This is a genomic window from Mesorhizobium sp. CA6 (assembly GCF_020165035.1).
Classification (GTDB): Bacteria; Pseudomonadota; Alphaproteobacteria; order Rhizobiales; family Rhizobiaceae; genus Mesorhizobium.
The window spans coordinates 186,633-202,163 of the sequence record NZ_JAIUHI010000009.1; the positions used below are offsets into that span (position 1 = coordinate 186,633).

A 15,531-nucleotide genomic window follows, 5' to 3' on the forward strand; every position below is an offset into this window, starting at 1 on the left:
CAACAAGTGATTCACAAGGTATCGTAATGATCCAATTGTCTGATCACGGCATGATGTCCCGATCCTCGCACAAGCCGGTTGCCATTGCCGTTGCGCCGAATGGCGGCCGGCGCACCAAGGCCGACCATCCGGCCTTGCCCATGACGCCTGCCGAACTCGCTCGAGCGGCGGCCGAGTGCCTCGAGGCGGGAGCAGCAATGATCCACCTCCACGTGCGCGACCGGCACGGCCAGCACATTCTCGATCCTGACGCCTATCGGGCTGCCATCCTTGCCGTTCGCCAAGCAGTCGGAGACGCGATGGTGGTGCAGATCACAAGCGAGTCGCTTGGCGCCTACGAGCCTGGAAGGCAGATGGACGTGGTGCGCGAGGCCAGACCCGAGGCGGTGTCGCTCGCGCTGCGTGAGCTTGTCCCCGGCAGAGATGCCGAGTCAGATTTTGCGGCGTTCCTGGCTTGGCTGAAGCGTGAAAGCATAATGCCGCAGATCATCCTTTATGAGCCTGACGAGGCTTTGAATCTGCTCGACCTGCACCGGCGCGGCCTGATCCCCTGGGATCACATTCCCGTGCTTCTGGTTCTCGGCCGCTATACGGCGTCACAGCAATCTGCCCCGAACGACCTGCTGCCGTTTCTTTCGCCCGGCATTCCACGCTTCCGGTCGTTCATGGTCTGCGCCTTCGGTCGTGACGAGGCTGCTTGCGTATGCGGGGGAGCATTGTTTGGTGGAGACGTCCGCGTCGGGTTCGAAAACAATCTTCTGCTGCCGGACGGTTCGATGGCGGCATCGAATTCGGTTCTGGTCGATACCGTGGCGCAGCAGTTGCGGGGATTTGGGCGCCCAATACGGTCGGCCGCCTCGTTACGCGATGCCTGGCAGGCTGGAGACGGCAACGAACAGCTTTGAAAGCCATTGCCGGGCCACTCCGCTCCGGTCGTCAAGCAGGCGCTCAACTCTACTCGGCCTGAATTCGGCCTCGTTGATGAGACAGGGGAAGGCGATGAGGGGAGCTCAGCGCAGCTAGGTTTCGGCGGTCTTGGCGTCCTGCGCGCCAGTATCCCGATGGTGCTCCGAAAATTGACGTCGTGGCTCGATCAGCGCTTGCGGCGAGCTTTCTCCGAGGAATTCCAGAACGCCGGCACGGGCGCGGTTGAGGCGGCTTTTGACGGTGCCGACAGCGCAACCGCAGATCTCCGCCGTTTCTTCGTAGCTGACGCCCAGCACGCCGATCAGCATCAAAACCTCACGCTGATGGGACGGCAGCTTCTGGATGGCTTGATGCACTTCCCTGCTTTGCACGGACCATTCCTGGGAGGGTTCCGAAATCGGCCGGCTGGAGGCGCAGTCGAGCAGCCCGGGCGCCTCCCTGGCCGCCGCTTTGACACGCGTGTAGTGCGTGTTGCGCATGATGGTGAAGAGCCAGGATTTCAGGCGCGTGCCCGGTTCAAACTTGTCCAGATTGGCAAGTCCTTTGGTCAACGTCTCCTGCACCAGATCGTCGGCATCGTCGGGCACGCGACAGAAGGTTCGGGCAAAAGCCCGCAAGGCAGGAATGAGAGCGACGATCGAGATCTCACCGGCGTCAGGCTTCGCAAACTTATGCTCCGTGGCTGACAAATTTCCGGGCCCCGGCAAGTAGGAGTGGATGAGATGCAGACCTATGGAAATGCCTGGGGAAAAGGAACGTTCCTATGTCCTGTTGCGTAGCGCAATTTTGACCGAACCGACCGGTCGGACGGAACGAGCGATCCAGCCTTAGATATTCCGCGACTATGCCGTGCCCGTGGAAAACTGTTGCCAAGGTTCCCGAGATCGCCGTTTCGTCATTGCGCATCGTTTGCTTCGGCCAGTTGGGCCGCCTTTTCGGCCGTGAACGACATCGCTGTCATCACGCGGCATTACAAAAAGGCACAAATCCGTGAACACAGCCTGATCGGCTGAAATCGCCCAACTCGCGCCACATTGGCGGCTGCAATTTTCTCCCCGCTAAATGCCTCCAAGGCGTTGCAAGGAAACAAAATTTTCGGTTTATGAGCGGGAGGTATGCATGATTCCTGCGGGTATTTGCGCGCCCTTTTCGACCCCGACAACTTGGATCGCAGCAGGCCTGACGGCAATCGGCCTGGCTTCAACAGCGCCCCAGGCACACGCACAGTCCGCCGCGAGTGCCGCTGCTCAGTCGCCGACCGGCTTATGGCTGACCACGCCCTATCCGGAGTTCTCGGCCCAGGCCGGGAAGAACGTCAGCGTGCCCTTGAAGCTGGCTAACCGCGGACTGCCGCCTCAACGCGTCGAGTTCGGAGTCGATGGCCTGCCTGGTGGCTGGAAGTGGGAGATCGACGGCGCCGGCAAACCCGTTACGGCGGCAATCGCTGATCCTGATGGCACGGTGGGCCTGACGCTAAAATTGACGCCGCCTGAAGGCGATATCGGCAAAGGGGTCAACTTTGCCGTGTCCGGCAAGACCTCCGCCGAGGGTTTGAAATTGCCGATGGCGATGACGCTCACCAAGACCGAGCCTGCAAAGCTGACGCTGGAACCCAAGCTCCCGGCGTTGCGCGGCACCGCCAAATCGGCTTTCGACTTCCAGGTCGACATCAAGAACGACGGCCAGGAGGATTCGACCGTCAACCTACTTTCGAAGGCGCCACCCGGCTTCCAGGTGACCTTCAAGCAGGGCTACGGCTCGCAGGAACTGACCAGCTTGCCGCTGAAGGCGGGAGAATCGAAAACGCTGTCCGTCAGCGTCCAGCCGCCCGACAACGCCCAGGCGGGCCAGTATCCGGTGGCCGTAGCCGCCAGCGGCGGCGCCGCCAGCGCCGATACCAAACTGCTGCTCGACATCACCGGCAGGCCATCCGTTTCTCTTTCAGGTCCCCAGGGCCGGCTTTCGGGCGATGCCACGGCGGGTCAGGAGCGCACCTTCACATTCACACTGTCGAACAGCGGGTCGGCCCCTGCCCGCGATCTGAAGCTTTCCGCAAGCCCGCCAGCTGGCTGGAAAGTCACCTTCAATCCTGAGAAAGTCGACGAGATCGCACCAGGCGGAACATCCGACGTCGGCGTCTCAATGACACCTTCGAACCAGGCGATCGCCGGCGACTATATGGTCTCGGTCCGCGCCAATGGAGATGGCGCATCCGATAGCGCCAATTTCCGGGTGACGGTGCGCACATCCACGCTTTGGGGCGTGACTGGCCTCGGGGTTATCGGCGCCTCTGCGCTGATGCTCGCCTTTGCCGTAACGCGGTATGGACGCCGATGACGACGGTCATAGAAGCGCGCGGCCTTATTAAGCGCTACGGTCGTTTCGCGGCGGTTGATGGCATCGATCTCACTGTCGAGAAGGGCGAGGTCTTCGGCTTGCTTGGACCTAATGGTTCGGGAAAGACCACCGCGATCCTCTTGCTTCTCGGACTCACTGAGCCGACTGCCGGTTCGATCAGCGTTCTCGGACTCGATCCGTTGCGCCAGCCGCTGGCCGTCAAACGGCGGGTCGGCTACCTGCCGGACCAGATCGGCTTTTATGATCATCTGACCGCATGGGAAAATCTCGCCTACACCGCAAGGCTTGCGGGCCTCATATCGAAAGAGGCCGACGAGCGCATCGCCGGCGCCCTCGGCAGGGTGCGGCTCGAGGAGGCCGCCAATCGCCGCGTCGCGACTTTCTCGCGCGGCATGCGCCAGCGGCTCGGGCTGGCGGAGGTGCTGGTCAAACAGGCCGACATCGCCATTCTCGACGAGCCGACTTCCGGTCTCGACCCGCAGTCGACCCAGGAGCTGCTGGACTTGATCCGCGAGCTGGCGGGCGAGGGCGTGACGTTCGTGCTGTCCTCCCATCAACTCGCGATGATGCAGACGATCTGCGGCCGGGTGGCCCTTTTCCGTAGGGGCCAAGTCGGCCTCGTCGGCCGGGTTGAAGATCTCACCGCCAACGTCCTCGGCGGCACGTTCAGGATCGAAGTCGAAATCGAGAATGCGGATCTGGTGAAGGTCCTGGCCGGGGTGCGGCACGTGTCCGGCCTGACGCCCTTGCAGGACCGCCGCTGGCGCATCGACGCCGACGCGGACGTAAGGGCAGACGTTGCGCATCATATCGTTGGCGCCGGCGGAGCACTTCATTCCATAACCATGCGCCAGGCCACTCTCGACGAGGTCTATGTTCGCTTTTTCGAGGGAGAAAACCATGACGTCGCGGCGTGAAGGATCGCCATTTGCCGGCCTGTCGACGATCGCGCTCAAGGAAGCAGCCGATCATATGAACAGCATTCGCATTCATCTGTTGATGGTCCTGGTGCTCCTCACCGCCGTCGGCTCGGTCTATGCCGCGATCGGGCAGATCAAGGCCACAGTCGGTGAGGACCAGTTCCTCTTCCTGCGCCTTTTCACCACCGCGCAACAACCATTGCCATCGTTCGTATTCTTCCTCGGCTTCCTGGTGCCTCTGGTGGCTATTGCTCTTGGCTTTGACGCCATCAATGGCGAATACAATCGCCGCACGCTGTCGCGCGTCCTGTCACAGCCGATCTATCGTGACGCGCTTCTTACCGGCAAGTTCCTGGGCGGTTTGTTGGTGATCGCCATATGCTTGCTGGCTCTCTGGCTGCTAGTGACCGGTCTTGGCATGCTCCTGCTGGGGCTGCCACCGAGCGGTGAGGAGATCACCCGCGGTGTTGCCTTCCTGTTCGCCTCATTCGTTTACGCCGGCGTCTGGCTGGCGGTAGCGATGGCCTTCTCCACAATCGTCAAATCGCCGGCAACGTCGGCGCTTTGCGCGCTCACGGCATGGCTGCTGTTCACGGTGTTCTGGCCCATGCTGGCGCCGCTTATTGCCGGAGCCGTCGCGCCGGTCGACCCGCTCGATCCCTTGACGGCAGTTCATCAGATCGATGTTCAGCAGGCCATCGCACGCATCTCGCCCAACACCCTCTACGGAGAAACCACGCTGGCCCTGCTCAATCCGGCAACGCGTTCGCTCGGTCTGCTGTTTACCGATCAGTTGAGCGGGGCCCTGATGGGCGCCCCCCTGCCCTTTTCGCTGAGCGTCGCCCTCATCTGGCCGCAGGTCGCCGGCATGATCGCAGCACTTCTGGTGCTGTTCACCATCGCCTACGTTTCATTCCAGAGGCAGGAGATTAGAGCGTAAGAGCCGCTGATGAACGGGCTTTGTCTAAGATGAAAGCTTATGATCCCTGCATGAATGGCCGCAGCCGGACCATTTTAAAGTCCGTACTGTACAGCCAAACCTTACTAAAGATTCATGCACTGGAAATGACATCGTAATGTTCCCCTCTCTATTCTTCTTAAACAGGACGTCCTTCAGGGCACAATCTTGAAGAGGATACGAGATCATGAAAAATTCCCCTAGCATGTCTTCCAGCACCCGCAAGCGCCTGTTGGCCGCCGTCGCTTCCCTGGCCGTTATCGGTGCGGTCGGCGCGGGCGCGCTTGCCACCGGCACCGCGCCCGTGCTGGCCGATGCCGTGCGCGTCGAAGCCCCGCAGATGCCGAGTTTCGCCGATCTCGTCGAGCACGTCTCGCCGGCGGTCGTCAGCGTCAGGGTCAAGGCCAAGATCCAGCCGACCGCCGACGACGGCTCTGACTACCAGGAGGGTTTCGACAATCTACCCCCGCAGCTGCGCCGCTTCTTCAAGGAATTCCGCGGCTTCGGCGACCAGGGCGGCCCGTTCGGCATGCGTCGCTTCGACCACCGCGACCATGGCAATGGCCAGCCGCGTCCGATCGCTCAGGGCTCGGGCTTCTTCATCTCCGAAGACGGCTATCTCGTCACCAACAACCACGTCGTCTCGGAAGGCTCCGATTTCAGCGTCGTCACCAATGATGGCAAGGAGCTCGACGCCAAGCTGATCGGCACCGATCCGCGCACCGACCTTGCCGTGCTCAAGGTCGATGGCGGCGGCGATAAGTTCACCTATGTCGACTTCGCCGACGATTCCAAGGTCCGCATCGGCGACTGGGTGGTCGCCGTCGGCAATCCGTTCGGCCTGGGCGGCACTGTCACCGCGGGCATCGTCTCGGCCCGCGGCCGCGACATCGGCGCCGGCCCCTATGACGACTTCATCCAGATCGACGCCCCGGTCAACCGCGGCAATTCAGGCGGCCCGACCTTCAACCTCAACGGCCAGGTGGTCGGCATCAACACCGCCATCTTCTCGCCGTCGGGCGGCAGCGTCGGCATCGCCTTTGACATCCCGGCCTCGACCGCCAAGCAGGTCGTCCAGGACCTGATGAAGAGCGGCTCGGTCCAGCGCGGCTGGCTCGGCGTCGAGATCCAGCCGGTCACCAAGGACATCGCCGAGTCGCTCGGCCTGAAGTCGGACAAGGGCGCGCTGGTGTCGAGCGCCCAGGATGGCGGGCCGGGCAAGAAGGCGGGCATCGTCGCCGGTGACGTCATCACCCAGGTCGACGGCAAGGATGTCGCCTCGCCGAAGGAGCTCGCCCGCATGATCGGTGCGTTCGCGCCGGGCAAATCGGTCGACGTCACCGTCTGGCGCAACGGCAAGGACGAGACGGTCAAGGTCGATCTCGGCACGCTGCCCGCCAGCGACAAGCAGGCCTCGAACGACGACAGCAACAAGCAGTCGGCGCCCGCCGCCAAGCCCGACAAGCTCGCCGATCTCGGCCTGACCGTCACGAAGTCCGACAACGGCAAGGGCCTCGTGGTCACCGACGTCGATCCCGACAGCGAGGCGGCCGACCGCGGCATCCAGCCCGGCGACGTCATCACCTCGATCAATTCGAACGAGGTGAACACCACCGACGACGTGTCCAAGGCGATGACCGATGCCGCCAAGGCCGGCCGCAAGGCCGTGCTGATGCAGATCACCCGCGACGACTCGAACCGCTTCGTGGCGCTGCCGGTCGGCAAGGGCTGAGGCATCAACGTTCAGATTTTCCCTGCGGCGGTATCAACACCCCCGAACCGCCGCCGGGAAAACGTAAGCCAGATGTGCTCTGTGCTCCCCCAAGTCGCCAGGGGCCTGCAAGATCTCTCAGGATTGCGGACAGATCTCTCGATTTGCCCAAAGCGGGAGCTAATTGGTAGCCTATCGGCTGATGACAGTGCAAATACCTCATGCCGATGAGAACCGCCGGCATGACGACGCCGGCCAGCAGCTCTCCGCAGCGAGCCGCCCCGGTCCTGTCGAGGCTCATTCAGCGGAGCCTGGAAGGAACCATCCCTCTGATGGAACTTTGCCACAGCGACCCAGTTTGGCTCTGCATGGTCCCTTCCCCCGAAACTTCGCAGCTGTCCACACGTTCGGCCCAACAGGTGTTTGAGGATCATCTCCGGCTGAGGCTGCAAGGTCGTCTCGAGGAGGATCTGGCGCGCAACTACGCCGCTGACGTTGTTCTCCTTACAGTCAACTCGAATGACTGTGGCCATGACGCGCTCCGGAACTCGGCAAGAAGGTTGAGAGATCAACTGCCCGGGGCGAAATTCGAGTTGATCAAGAAGCAAGTGCGTGAGCGCTTCGCATTGCTTATCTGGCGTGCGAGTTCCGAGCGCTTCGACGCTGCGGACGGTGCCGATACCTTCTTCATTCAGGACGGTTTGATCCGTCTTCAAACGATCCACTATAGGCTCCTGTTGAGCGCGGACTATTAAGGCGTTGGAGGCGCGCGGAACTCCTTCTGAGTGGATTGGTTGCACGTTGGTAACGACGAAAGCAGTGGCAATGGCAGGTCCGAAGACGCGCGAAGCTCATCATGCCGGAGAGGTGGTCGATATAAATTCGGCGACCATTGACGAACTCATGGCGGCTGGAGGGCTCCACCTCGCGCAGGCAAGTGCAGTTATCGAGGCCAGGCCGCTCGCGAGTTGGCGGGAAGTTGCGCGGCTCCCCGGATTTGACCCAGAAACGATCAGTCGCCTGAGAGCAGGCAGACTAGAGATTCGAACGCTGTAGTTCCCGCTCGTCGAGGTGCCCGACGGCGCCGGTGAAGTCGGGTGGTGGTCCTGAGCAGCAAGACCGTTACGCGCGCGGACGACCGCCCCCGACAGGCACTGCCGGTGAGGATCTCCGAAGAGCAGTTCTACCGCGCCATGCACGAGGGGCTGGCCGCCGATGGCCGGCGGTTTACCCGGCCTTTCCTTATCCCTCGTTCACCAAGGTGAGGCGCGAGGACGTCGACGACATCCGCGCTTACCTGCGTACGCTCACGCCGGCGCGGGCCGAACCGCGCGACAACGAATTTATCTGGCCACTCAATCACAGGACTGCCATGGCCGCTTGGAACGGCCTGTTTTTCACGCCCGGCGAATTCCAGCCCGGCAAGGACCAGTCTGCCGAATGGTATCGCGGGGCCTACCTGGCAGAGGGGCCAGGCCATTGCGGCCTGCCATACGCCCAAGAATATTCTCGGCTCGTCGAAGACGTCGGATGCCTTCCAAGGCGCGGAGGTGCAGAACTGGTTCGCGCCCAACCTGACGGGCGACAAACGCACCGGCCTGGGCTCCTGGAGCGAAGAGGACATCGTGGCCTTCCTCAAAACAGGCCACAATGCCCGCACGACCGCCTATGGTCCGATGGGCGCAGTGATCAAGGACTCCACGTCGAAGCTCACGGACCAGGATCTGCAGACAATCGCCACCTTCCTCAAATCCTGGCCTGCCTTCACCCCCAATTCTGCTGGGAATGCCGATCAGAAGATGCTCAGCGCCGGAAAAGCAATTTACGGGGATGATTGCGCTGCATGCCACCAGCTCGGCGGCGAAGGTGTCGAAGGTGCGTTCCCGTCGCTGAGGGTCGACGCGGTCGTGCAATCAGAACAACCGCTGTCGATGCTTCGCCTCATTCTGAACGGTGGCCATGCCGCAGCGACACCGAAGAACCCCAATGACAAAACGATGCCGTCGTTCGGGTGGAAGTTGTCGGACGATCAGATCGCGGCGCTCGCCACTTATGTTCGTAACGCCTGGGGCAACCAGGCCGCTCCGGTGACTGCGGAAACGGTCCGGAAACTGCGCAGCTCCACCGACAGCGTCACGGGCGCTTACTGACCTGGCGCGCTGCTCTCCGACACCCTCTCATTCGCGAGATGGCGTCGCTGATGCCGCCGATCAGAGGGCTAGGGGCGATCGGTTTTTACCCGAAGGCGCACTCACCTTGACCGCCATATCGCCATCGAAAACGGGCTTTTCGTTCTAACGCCTGGTGCCCGCGAAAGTAGTTGGAACAACCGCCTGCTGTGACAGTTGGGGCGTGTCTCCGGGAATTGGGTGCCGGCAGAAACCGCGTCAGCTCTCGGAGACCTGATCCAAGATTTCCACGCGCGTCTTGTTGGACGCACTGTCCCAAACACGTGACCAACCATTGTGTTTTTTCCCGGTAGATTCGAATCACTGCGCCCGCTCCTCTGGTTGCCCGCAATGGCTACCCTGCCCGGCTGCGCGGGAGGCGTGCTCGATCCGCAGGGGCCGATCGGCGTCGGCAACCGCACCATCCTCCTGAACTCGCTCGCCGTGATGCTGGTCATCGTCGTCCCGACATTGATCGCGCTGCTGGCCTTTGCCTGGATGTTCCGCGCCACCAACCGCAATGCTCGCTACAATCCGCATTTCACCTATTCCGGCAAGATCGAGCTGATCGTCTGGTCAATCCCGACGCTCACAATCCTCTTCCTTGGCGGGCTGATCTACTACGGATCCCACCACCTCGATCCGCGCCGGCCGATCGAGTCCGGCCAGCGCCCCCTGGAAGTCCAGGTGGTGGCGCTCGACTGGAAATGGCTGTTCCTCTACCCAGACCAGCGTGTGGGAACGGTCAATCAGCTGGTCATTCCCGCGGGTGTTCCGGTCCATTTCAGGCTGACCTCGGCCAGCGTGATGAACACCTTCTTCGTGCCGCAGCTCGGCAGCATGGTCTATGTCATGAACGGCATGCAGACCGAATTGCATCTGCAGGCCGACCGCGAAGGCGATTATTTCGGCCTGTCGGCGCATTTCAGCGGCGACGGATTTTCCGACATGAATTTCCGTGTACGGGCGGTCTCGGCGGACGCGTTCGCCAGTTGGGCTTCATCGCTGCATGGCAAAGGCGTTCTGGACGCCGACGCCTATCGCGCGCTTGCCCGCCAGAGCATCAACATGCCGCCTGCCGCCTTCGGCCAGGTCGAACCGGGCTTGTTCGACGCGGTGCTGCGCCAGACCCTGCCGCCCGGACCGGGGCCGTCCGAAACCGCCGCCGGCGAGCCGCAGGTGAGCCCGAAGGTCGAGCCGAAGGCAGGGGCGCCGGCCACGACGCACCAGCCCAAAGAAGGAGGATGACGATGCTCGGCAAACTCGACTGGTCGGCCATTCCCTTCGACCAGCCCATCCCGCTCGGCGCAGCCCTGGTCGTCTTCCTGGCGGCCGCCGCGGTGCTGGTCTGGATCACGGTGAAAGGCTACTGGCCCTATCTCTGGCGCGAATGGATAACCTCGGTCGATCACAAGCGGATCGGCGTCATGTACATCGTGTTGGCGGCGCTGATGCTTCTGCGCGGCTTCGTCGACGCCATCATGATGCGCAGCCAGCAGGCGCTCGCCATCCATGGGCCGGGCTATCTGCCGCCGGAGCATTACGACCAGATCTTTTCCGCGCACGGCACCATCATGATCTTCTTCGCGGCGATGCCGTTCATGATCGGACTGATGAACTTCGTCGTGCCGCTGCAGCTCGGCATCCGCGACGTCGCCTTCCCGACCTTGAATTCGGTGAGCTTCTGGCTGACCGCGACCGGCGCATTGCTCGTCAACATTTCGCTCGTCGTCGGCGAGTTCGCGCGCACCGGCTGGCTGCCCTACGCTCCCCTTTCCGAGATGACCTATTCGCCAGGCGTCGGGGTCGACTACTATCTCTGGTCGATCCAGATCTCTGGCGTTGGCACGCTGCTCACCGGCGTCAACCTGGTGACCACCATCCTCAAGATGCGTGCGCCGGGCATGGGTTATCTGCGCATGCCGATGTTCTGCTGGACCTCGCTCGCTTCCAACCTGCTGATCGTCGCGGCCTTCCCGATCCTCACAGCCACGCTCGCGATGCTGACGCTCGACCGCTATCTCGGCTTCCATTTCTTCACCAACGAAGCCGGTGGCAACCAGATGATGTTCGTCAATCTCATCTGGGCCTGGGGCCATCCTGAAGTCTACATCCTCGTGCTGCCCGCCTTCGGCATCTATTCGGAGATCTTCTCCACCTTCTCGTCGAAGCCGCTTTTCGGATACCGCTCGATGGTGGCGGCGACGCTGTTCATCTGCATCGTCTCCTTCACGGTGTGGCTGCATCATTTCTTCACCATGGGCGCCGGCGCCGACGTCAACGCAGCCTTCGGCATCGCCACCTCGGTCATTGCCGTCGGCACTGGGGTCAAGATCTACAACTGGCTCTTCACCATGTATGGCGGGCGCGTGCGCTTCGACACGCCGATGTTGTGGGCGCTAGGCTTCGTCACCACCTTCATCATCGGCGGCATGACCGGCGTGCTGCTCGCCGTTCCGCCGGCCGACTTCATGCTGCACAATTCGCTCTTCCTGGTGGCGCATTTCCACAATGTCATCATCTCGGGCGTGCTGTTCGCCGCCTTTGCCGGCTTCACCTATTGGTTCCCGAAGGCCTTCGGCTTCCGCCTGCACGAGGGCTGGGGCAAGGCGGCATTCTGGATCACCCTTGCCGGCTACCTGCTGGTCTTCGTGCCGCTCTATGTCGTCGGGCTGCTCGGCATGACCCGCCGGCTCCAGCACATTGACATGGACCTCTGGACGCCGTGGCTGATGGTCGCGGCCTTCGGCATTGCGGTGATGATCGTCGGGGCAGGCTGCCAGATCACACAGTTGATCGTATCGATCAGGGACCGCAACGCCCTGCGCGACGAGACGGGCGATCCCTGGGATGGACGCTCGCTTGAGTGGTCTACGCCCTCGCCGCCACCCGTGTTCAACTATGCGCGGCTGCCGCATGTCGAAAATGAGGAGCCTTATTGGACCATCAAGCAAAGGGCTGCCGACGAGCAGACGCCGGAGAGCAAGGGCGACTATGAACCGATCGAGATGCCGCGCAACAGCCCGACGGGTTTCGTCAGCGCCTTCTTCAGCACGCTGATCGGCTTCGCGCTCATCTGGCACATCTGGTGGCTGGCCATAGTCGGCTTCGTCGGCGCCTATATCACTTTCGTCGTGTTCGCGTGGCGCGAGCATGGCGATTATGAGATTCCCGCCAGCGAGGTCGAACGCATCGATCGCGGCAGCCGGGCGGCGCAGCTTGCCTGGATGCGCAGGCGGGAGCGTCCGGCATGAGCGACATCACGGCTGGCAGCGCACCGCGCGATCCCTATCGGCTGGGCCGCGGCCACGGCGATGGCCTGTTCTCGGCGACCGGCCATGGCGAAGGCGGACCGGCGTCGAAGTTCGTCACCGTAGCCTATGGATTCTGGATCTTCCTCCTGTCCGACATCATCATGTTCTCGGGCTTCTTTGCGGCTTACGCTGTCCTCTCCAAGGCGACGGCCGACGGACCGACAGGCAAGGACCTGTTCGAGCTCACGCGCGTTGCGGCGCAGACGGGTCTGCTGCTCACGTCGAGCTTCACCGGTGGCCTGGCAATGCTCGCGACGCGTCGCCGGTCGATGGCTGCCGCGCAATTCTGGCTGCTTGTCACCGGTTTGCTCGGCGCGGCCTTCCTGTTCCTGGAAGTGCAGGAATTCGCAACGATGGTGAACGAGCAAGCCGGCCCCTCGCGCAGCGCCTTCCTTTCCGCCTTCTTCGCCCTCGTCGGCTGCCACGGCACTCATGTGGGCCTCGGTCTGCTGTGGCTCGGCACAATGATGGCTCAGCTTTGGGTGAAGGGATTCCGGCCCGAGATCTTGCGCCGGGTGCATTGCTTCAGCCTGTTCTGGCACGCGCTGGACATCATCTGGGTCGCCATTTTCACGCTGGTCTATCTCCTGGGAGCATCATCATGAGCGAAACGGAAAGTCGCAATGACCAGGAGCTCGATCATCGCGACGCGGCACCGGGTGAAGAGCGCGCCGAGGAGCATGAGCTCGCGGGGGGCCTTACGGGTTATCTGCTCGGCTTCGGTCTGGCGATCCTGTTGACGGTCGCCTCCTTCCTCGCCGCGCAGACCGACGTGATCTACCAGCCGGCGGTGATCTCAGCCCTGACGGTGCTCGCCATCGCGCAGATGGGCGTGCACCTCGTCTTCTTCCTGCACGTCACCACAGGACCCGACAACACCAACAATGTCCTCGCCCTCGCCTTCGGCGTTCTGATCGTCGCCCTCGTCGTGCTCGGTTCCGTGTGGATCATGACTCACCTCAGCCAGAACATGGCTTCGATGAGCGCCCACCAGGCCCATATGATGCCCTGATGCGACAGGCGGCGGACTGTCAGACAGCGCGGCCAACTCATGTCGATGTGGGGAACAAACCGGCGCGTCTTCGGTTGGGAAATCGCAACGGAGACAAGTCGATGAAAACGTTCGCTCTGACGGTCGCGGCGGTTATGCTTGCATTGCCGGCCTTGGCCCAATCAACCTCGACCACGGAAAAGACCGGCGTGAATTCGGTTCTGGGCGTTGCCCCGTCGACACAGGATTTCGTTACCGAAGCAGCCACCAGCGACATGTTCGAGATCGAGTCCAGCAAGCTCGCGCTCGAACGGTCCGACGATGCAACGAAGGCCTTTGCCAAGCAGATGGTCGCCGACCATGAGAAGACCACCGCCGATCTGAAAGGCCTCGTGACCAGCGGAAAGGTGAAAGCCACGCTTCCGACGGCCATGACCGACAAGCAGCAGTCGACCCTCAACGATTTGAAGGCGCTGCAGGGCAATGACTTCACCAAGCAGTACCACTCCGATCAGGTCGATGCGCACAAGGATGCGGTCGATCTCTTCAAGCGCTACAGCGAGGGCGGCGACCAGGCCGATCTAAAGGCATGGGCAGCGGCCACATTGCCGCATCTGCAGCATCATCTGGACATGGCCAACGGACTTAACAAGTAAACCTGCCCGGGCTTGGCGATGGCGTAGGCACATTCAGCATCTCGCGCCCCAGAACCTAGATTGCCCTCACCCGTTCGCAGTCATGGCAACGTTGCAGCTTCGAGAAGCGCTGACCGGCACCTTGACTTCCCGACCGGGGGCCCTTTTTGGTTTTGGGGCTGCGCGGTTTCTTGATCTATCTTCGAGCGCAAAGCGTCGCTCGACCATGGCGACCCGGCCCGACACCCGATCGGCGGTGGCTCCCATACGTCACGCAACGTAGCGCGGGAGAACCCCCGAACAGGTGTCGGGCGTGCGCCGCCGAGACTTGGCCGCGCTCTCGCTAGCCGATCTTCCGAATTTCAAGTAGCCCCACACCAGCACCGTTCCGAAAAGCGCGGCAACGGGCCAGACGACGTTCATGATCCACATCGGCTGCGGACGGCGCGTCTCATCCCATCCAATCCAGCCTGCCACCAGAATGCCGCTGACACACCGGGCACATGCAGCCAGATGGGTACCATGTCGTTCCGGAGCTTTCGCAAATCTAATTCCGGTGGCGTTTGCAAGCCGAATCCAGCTTGCGATCGCATCATCACCTAGGTCTTGCACCGGCAATCGATCGCCCACCACGCCGGGGATCTCGTTGTCACGGTGCAGCCGGGAGAACGGCAGATGCAACGCAGCGGCCGGGCGGTTTCGTTGACGAGTGCTCACGCTTTGGGGGCCAAGCGCCTAAAAGGATTGCGGCCGGATTTGTTCAGAGACGACACTCGAGCTGTCGTTTTGCAAGGCATCGAACAGAGACAGCAATGGCACTGTCCCGGCGCAAGCCTGGGGCGGAAGTTCGATACTAAAGATGCGAGCGCTTCAGCATGCTTGGGGCCGGAAGAAAATGTCAAATAAACTTGAGCGCTCAAGCGGAACAAACGCAATCCTCTCTGGTTCGCCCTCTATAGAACACTGTCGGGAGGAACTCATGTTAACTCGTTCTACAATCATCAGCGGCTCTGTCGCGTGCCTGCTCCTGGCCCAACCCGTCGGCTCAGCTGTCGCGGCGCCAGCCCCTATCTTGAGCGCCCCAGTCCCTTCTTATGTGACGCATGCGCGGTACCGGCATGGCCATCGTTTCATACTGCGGCGAAACCATGCATACTGGCATGGCCACAGAGGCTACCGGCATTATCGGCCGGGTTATCGCCGATACAATGGATGGTGGTTTCCACCGGCGGCATTCGCCCTGGGTGCCATTATCGGCGGCGCCCTCAGCCAGCATGGTCCCGTATCCAGCCGGCACATCCAATGGTGCTATGACCACTACCGGTCCTACCGGGCATCGGACAATACTTTCCAGCCCTACCACGGCCCTCGCCGGCAGTGCCGATCCCCTTATGAATAGGCTTGTAGACCGCCAAGATCAGCTGGTGCCCCTCAGGCCAAGCAAGTGTGGAGCCGAGACGTGACTCGCGGAATAGCAATTGCCCTGATTGTTGTCGTCGTCCTGTTCGCCGGCTTTCTCGTGCTTCGGGGCGCAGGCTCTTCCGCGGGC

At 62.0% G+C, this 15,531-nt stretch carries 16 protein-coding genes; 14 read left to right on the top strand and 2 right to left on the bottom strand.

What is annotated here, in order from left to right:
• Positions 1-26: 26 nt before the first annotated feature.
• Entirely contained in the window at positions 27-905 is an 879-nt protein-coding gene (locus LB526_RS15915; RefSeq protein WP_411967629.1) for a 3-keto-5-aminohexanoate cleavage protein, read from the top strand.
• Between the two features lie 114 nt (positions 906-1,019).
• Here LB526_RS15915 and LB526_RS15920 read toward each other — a convergent pair whose 3' ends face one another.
• The gene (locus tag LB526_RS15920; RefSeq protein WP_224628487.1) at positions 1,020-1,616 is read right to left on the bottom strand and encodes a sigma-70 family RNA polymerase sigma factor; all 597 of its coding nucleotides are present in this window, start codon (positions 1,614-1,616) and stop codon (positions 1,020-1,022) included.
• 430 nt (positions 1,617-2,046) lie between these two features.
• Here LB526_RS15920 and LB526_RS15925 point away from each other — a divergent pair, with 430 nt between their 5' ends.
• The 12 genes from LB526_RS15925 (at position 2,047) to LB526_RS15980 (ending at position 14,003) form a co-directional block, all read left to right on the top strand.
• Positions 2,047-3,264 (top strand): NEW3 domain-containing protein, encoded by a 1,218-nt coding sequence (locus tag LB526_RS15925; protein ID WP_224628340.1) that lies wholly within the window; start codon positions 2,047-2,049, stop codon positions 3,262-3,264.
• Complete coding sequence (locus LB526_RS15930; RefSeq protein WP_224628342.1) at positions 3,261-4,202, top strand: ABC transporter ATP-binding protein; 942 nt, start codon at positions 3,261-3,263, stop codon at positions 4,200-4,202. Before LB526_RS15925 ends, LB526_RS15930 begins: the two co-directional genes overlap by 4 nt.
• The gene (locus tag LB526_RS15935) at positions 4,186-5,145 is read left to right on the top strand and encodes an ABC transporter permease (RefSeq protein ID WP_224628352.1); all 960 of its coding nucleotides are present in this window, start codon (positions 4,186-4,188) and stop codon (positions 5,143-5,145) included. Before LB526_RS15930 ends, LB526_RS15935 begins: the two co-directional genes overlap by 17 nt.
• 205 nt (positions 5,146-5,350) lie before the next feature.
• A complete protein-coding gene (locus LB526_RS15940) occupies positions 5,351-6,895 on the top strand; it encodes a Do family serine endopeptidase (protein ID WP_224628353.1) in 1,545 nt (514 codons plus the stop codon).
• A gap of 221 nt (positions 6,896-7,116) precedes the next feature.
• The gene (locus LB526_RS15945; protein WP_224628355.1) at positions 7,117-7,629 is read left to right on the top strand and encodes a hypothetical protein; all 513 of its coding nucleotides are present in this window, start codon (positions 7,117-7,119) and stop codon (positions 7,627-7,629) included.
• Between the two features lie 70 nt (positions 7,630-7,699).
• Positions 7,700-7,930: a helix-hairpin-helix domain-containing protein gene (locus tag LB526_RS29795; RefSeq protein ID WP_224628357.1), complete on the top strand. Its 231-nt coding sequence runs from the start codon at positions 7,700-7,702 to the stop codon at positions 7,928-7,930.
• A 494-nt stretch (positions 7,931-8,424) separates the two neighbouring features.
• Positions 8,425-9,024, top strand: a complete 600-nt coding sequence (locus LB526_RS29720; RefSeq protein WP_224628359.1) for a c-type cytochrome — start codon at positions 8,425-8,427, stop codon at positions 9,022-9,024.
• Between the two features lie 369 nt (positions 9,025-9,393).
• Positions 9,394-10,290 carry a ubiquinol oxidase subunit II gene (gene cyoA / locus LB526_RS15960; RefSeq protein WP_224628361.1) on the top strand — a complete coding sequence of 299 codons (897 nt, stop codon included), beginning with the start codon at positions 9,394-9,396 and terminating at the stop codon, positions 10,288-10,290.
• A 2-nt stretch (positions 10,291-10,292) separates the two neighbouring features.
• A complete protein-coding gene (cyoB, locus tag LB526_RS15965) occupies positions 10,293-12,296 on the top strand; it encodes a cytochrome o ubiquinol oxidase subunit I (protein WP_224628362.1) in 2,004 nt (667 codons plus the stop codon).
• Positions 12,293-12,961 (top strand): cytochrome o ubiquinol oxidase subunit III, encoded by a 669-nt coding sequence (cyoC, locus tag LB526_RS15970; RefSeq protein WP_224628363.1) that lies wholly within the window; start codon positions 12,293-12,295, stop codon positions 12,959-12,961. The genes cyoB and cyoC overlap by 4 nt, the downstream gene beginning before the upstream one ends.
• Positions 12,958-13,368 (top strand): cytochrome o ubiquinol oxidase subunit IV, encoded by a 411-nt coding sequence (cyoD, locus tag LB526_RS15975; protein WP_224628364.1) that lies wholly within the window; start codon positions 12,958-12,960, stop codon positions 13,366-13,368. Before cyoC ends, cyoD begins: the two co-directional genes overlap by 4 nt.
• Positions 13,369-13,469: 101 nt before the next feature.
• The gene (locus LB526_RS15980; protein ID WP_224628488.1) at positions 13,470-14,003 is read left to right on the top strand and encodes a DUF4142 domain-containing protein; all 534 of its coding nucleotides are present in this window, start codon (positions 13,470-13,472) and stop codon (positions 14,001-14,003) included.
• 249 nt (positions 14,004-14,252) lie between these two features.
• On the opposite strand, the gene LB526_RS15985 is transcribed toward LB526_RS15980, so the two are convergent.
• Positions 14,253-14,663, bottom strand: a complete 411-nt coding sequence (locus LB526_RS15985) for a hypothetical protein (protein ID WP_224628365.1) — start codon at positions 14,661-14,663, stop codon at positions 14,253-14,255.
• A 298-nt stretch (positions 14,664-14,961) separates the two neighbouring features.
• Between LB526_RS15985 and LB526_RS29800 the strand changes: the two genes are divergently transcribed.
• Positions 14,962-15,381 (top strand): BA14K family protein, encoded by a 420-nt coding sequence (locus LB526_RS29800; protein WP_411967635.1) that lies wholly within the window; start codon positions 14,962-14,964, stop codon positions 15,379-15,381.
• The last annotated feature ends 150 nt before the right edge of the window (positions 15,382-15,531 follow it).

Bases quoted from the DNA above. Each gene is read 5' to 3' on its own strand.
- LB526_RS15915 (WP_411967629.1), top strand. From the start codon at position 27: ATGATCCAATTGTCTGATCACGGCATGATGTCCCGATCCTCGCACAAG.
- LB526_RS15925 (WP_224628340.1), top strand. From the start codon at position 2,047: ATGATTCCTGCGGGTATTTGCGCGCCCTTTTCGACCCCGACAACTTGG.
- LB526_RS15930 (WP_224628342.1), top strand. From the start codon at position 3,261: ATGACGACGGTCATAGAAGCGCGCGGCCTTATTAAGCGCTACGGTCGT.
- LB526_RS15935 (WP_224628352.1), top strand. From the start codon at position 4,186: ATGACGTCGCGGCGTGAAGGATCGCCATTTGCCGGCCTGTCGACGATC.
- LB526_RS15940 (WP_224628353.1), top strand. From the start codon at position 5,351: ATGAAAAATTCCCCTAGCATGTCTTCCAGCACCCGCAAGCGCCTGTTG.
- LB526_RS15945 (WP_224628355.1), top strand. From the start codon at position 7,117: ATGACGACGCCGGCCAGCAGCTCTCCGCAGCGAGCCGCCCCGGTCCTG.
- LB526_RS29795 (WP_224628357.1), top strand. From the start codon at position 7,700: ATGGCAGGTCCGAAGACGCGCGAAGCTCATCATGCCGGAGAGGTGGTC.
- cyoA (WP_224628361.1), top strand. From the start codon at position 9,394: ATGGCTACCCTGCCCGGCTGCGCGGGAGGCGTGCTCGATCCGCAGGGG.
- cyoB (WP_224628362.1), top strand. From the start codon at position 10,293: ATGCTCGGCAAACTCGACTGGTCGGCCATTCCCTTCGACCAGCCCATC.
- cyoC (WP_224628363.1), top strand. From the start codon at position 12,293: ATGAGCGACATCACGGCTGGCAGCGCACCGCGCGATCCCTATCGGCTG.
- cyoD (WP_224628364.1), top strand. From the start codon at position 12,958: ATGAGCGAAACGGAAAGTCGCAATGACCAGGAGCTCGATCATCGCGAC.
- LB526_RS15980 (WP_224628488.1), top strand. From the start codon at position 13,470: ATGAAAACGTTCGCTCTGACGGTCGCGGCGGTTATGCTTGCATTGCCG.
- LB526_RS29800 (WP_411967635.1), top strand. From the start codon at position 14,962: ATGTTAACTCGTTCTACAATCATCAGCGGCTCTGTCGCGTGCCTGCTC.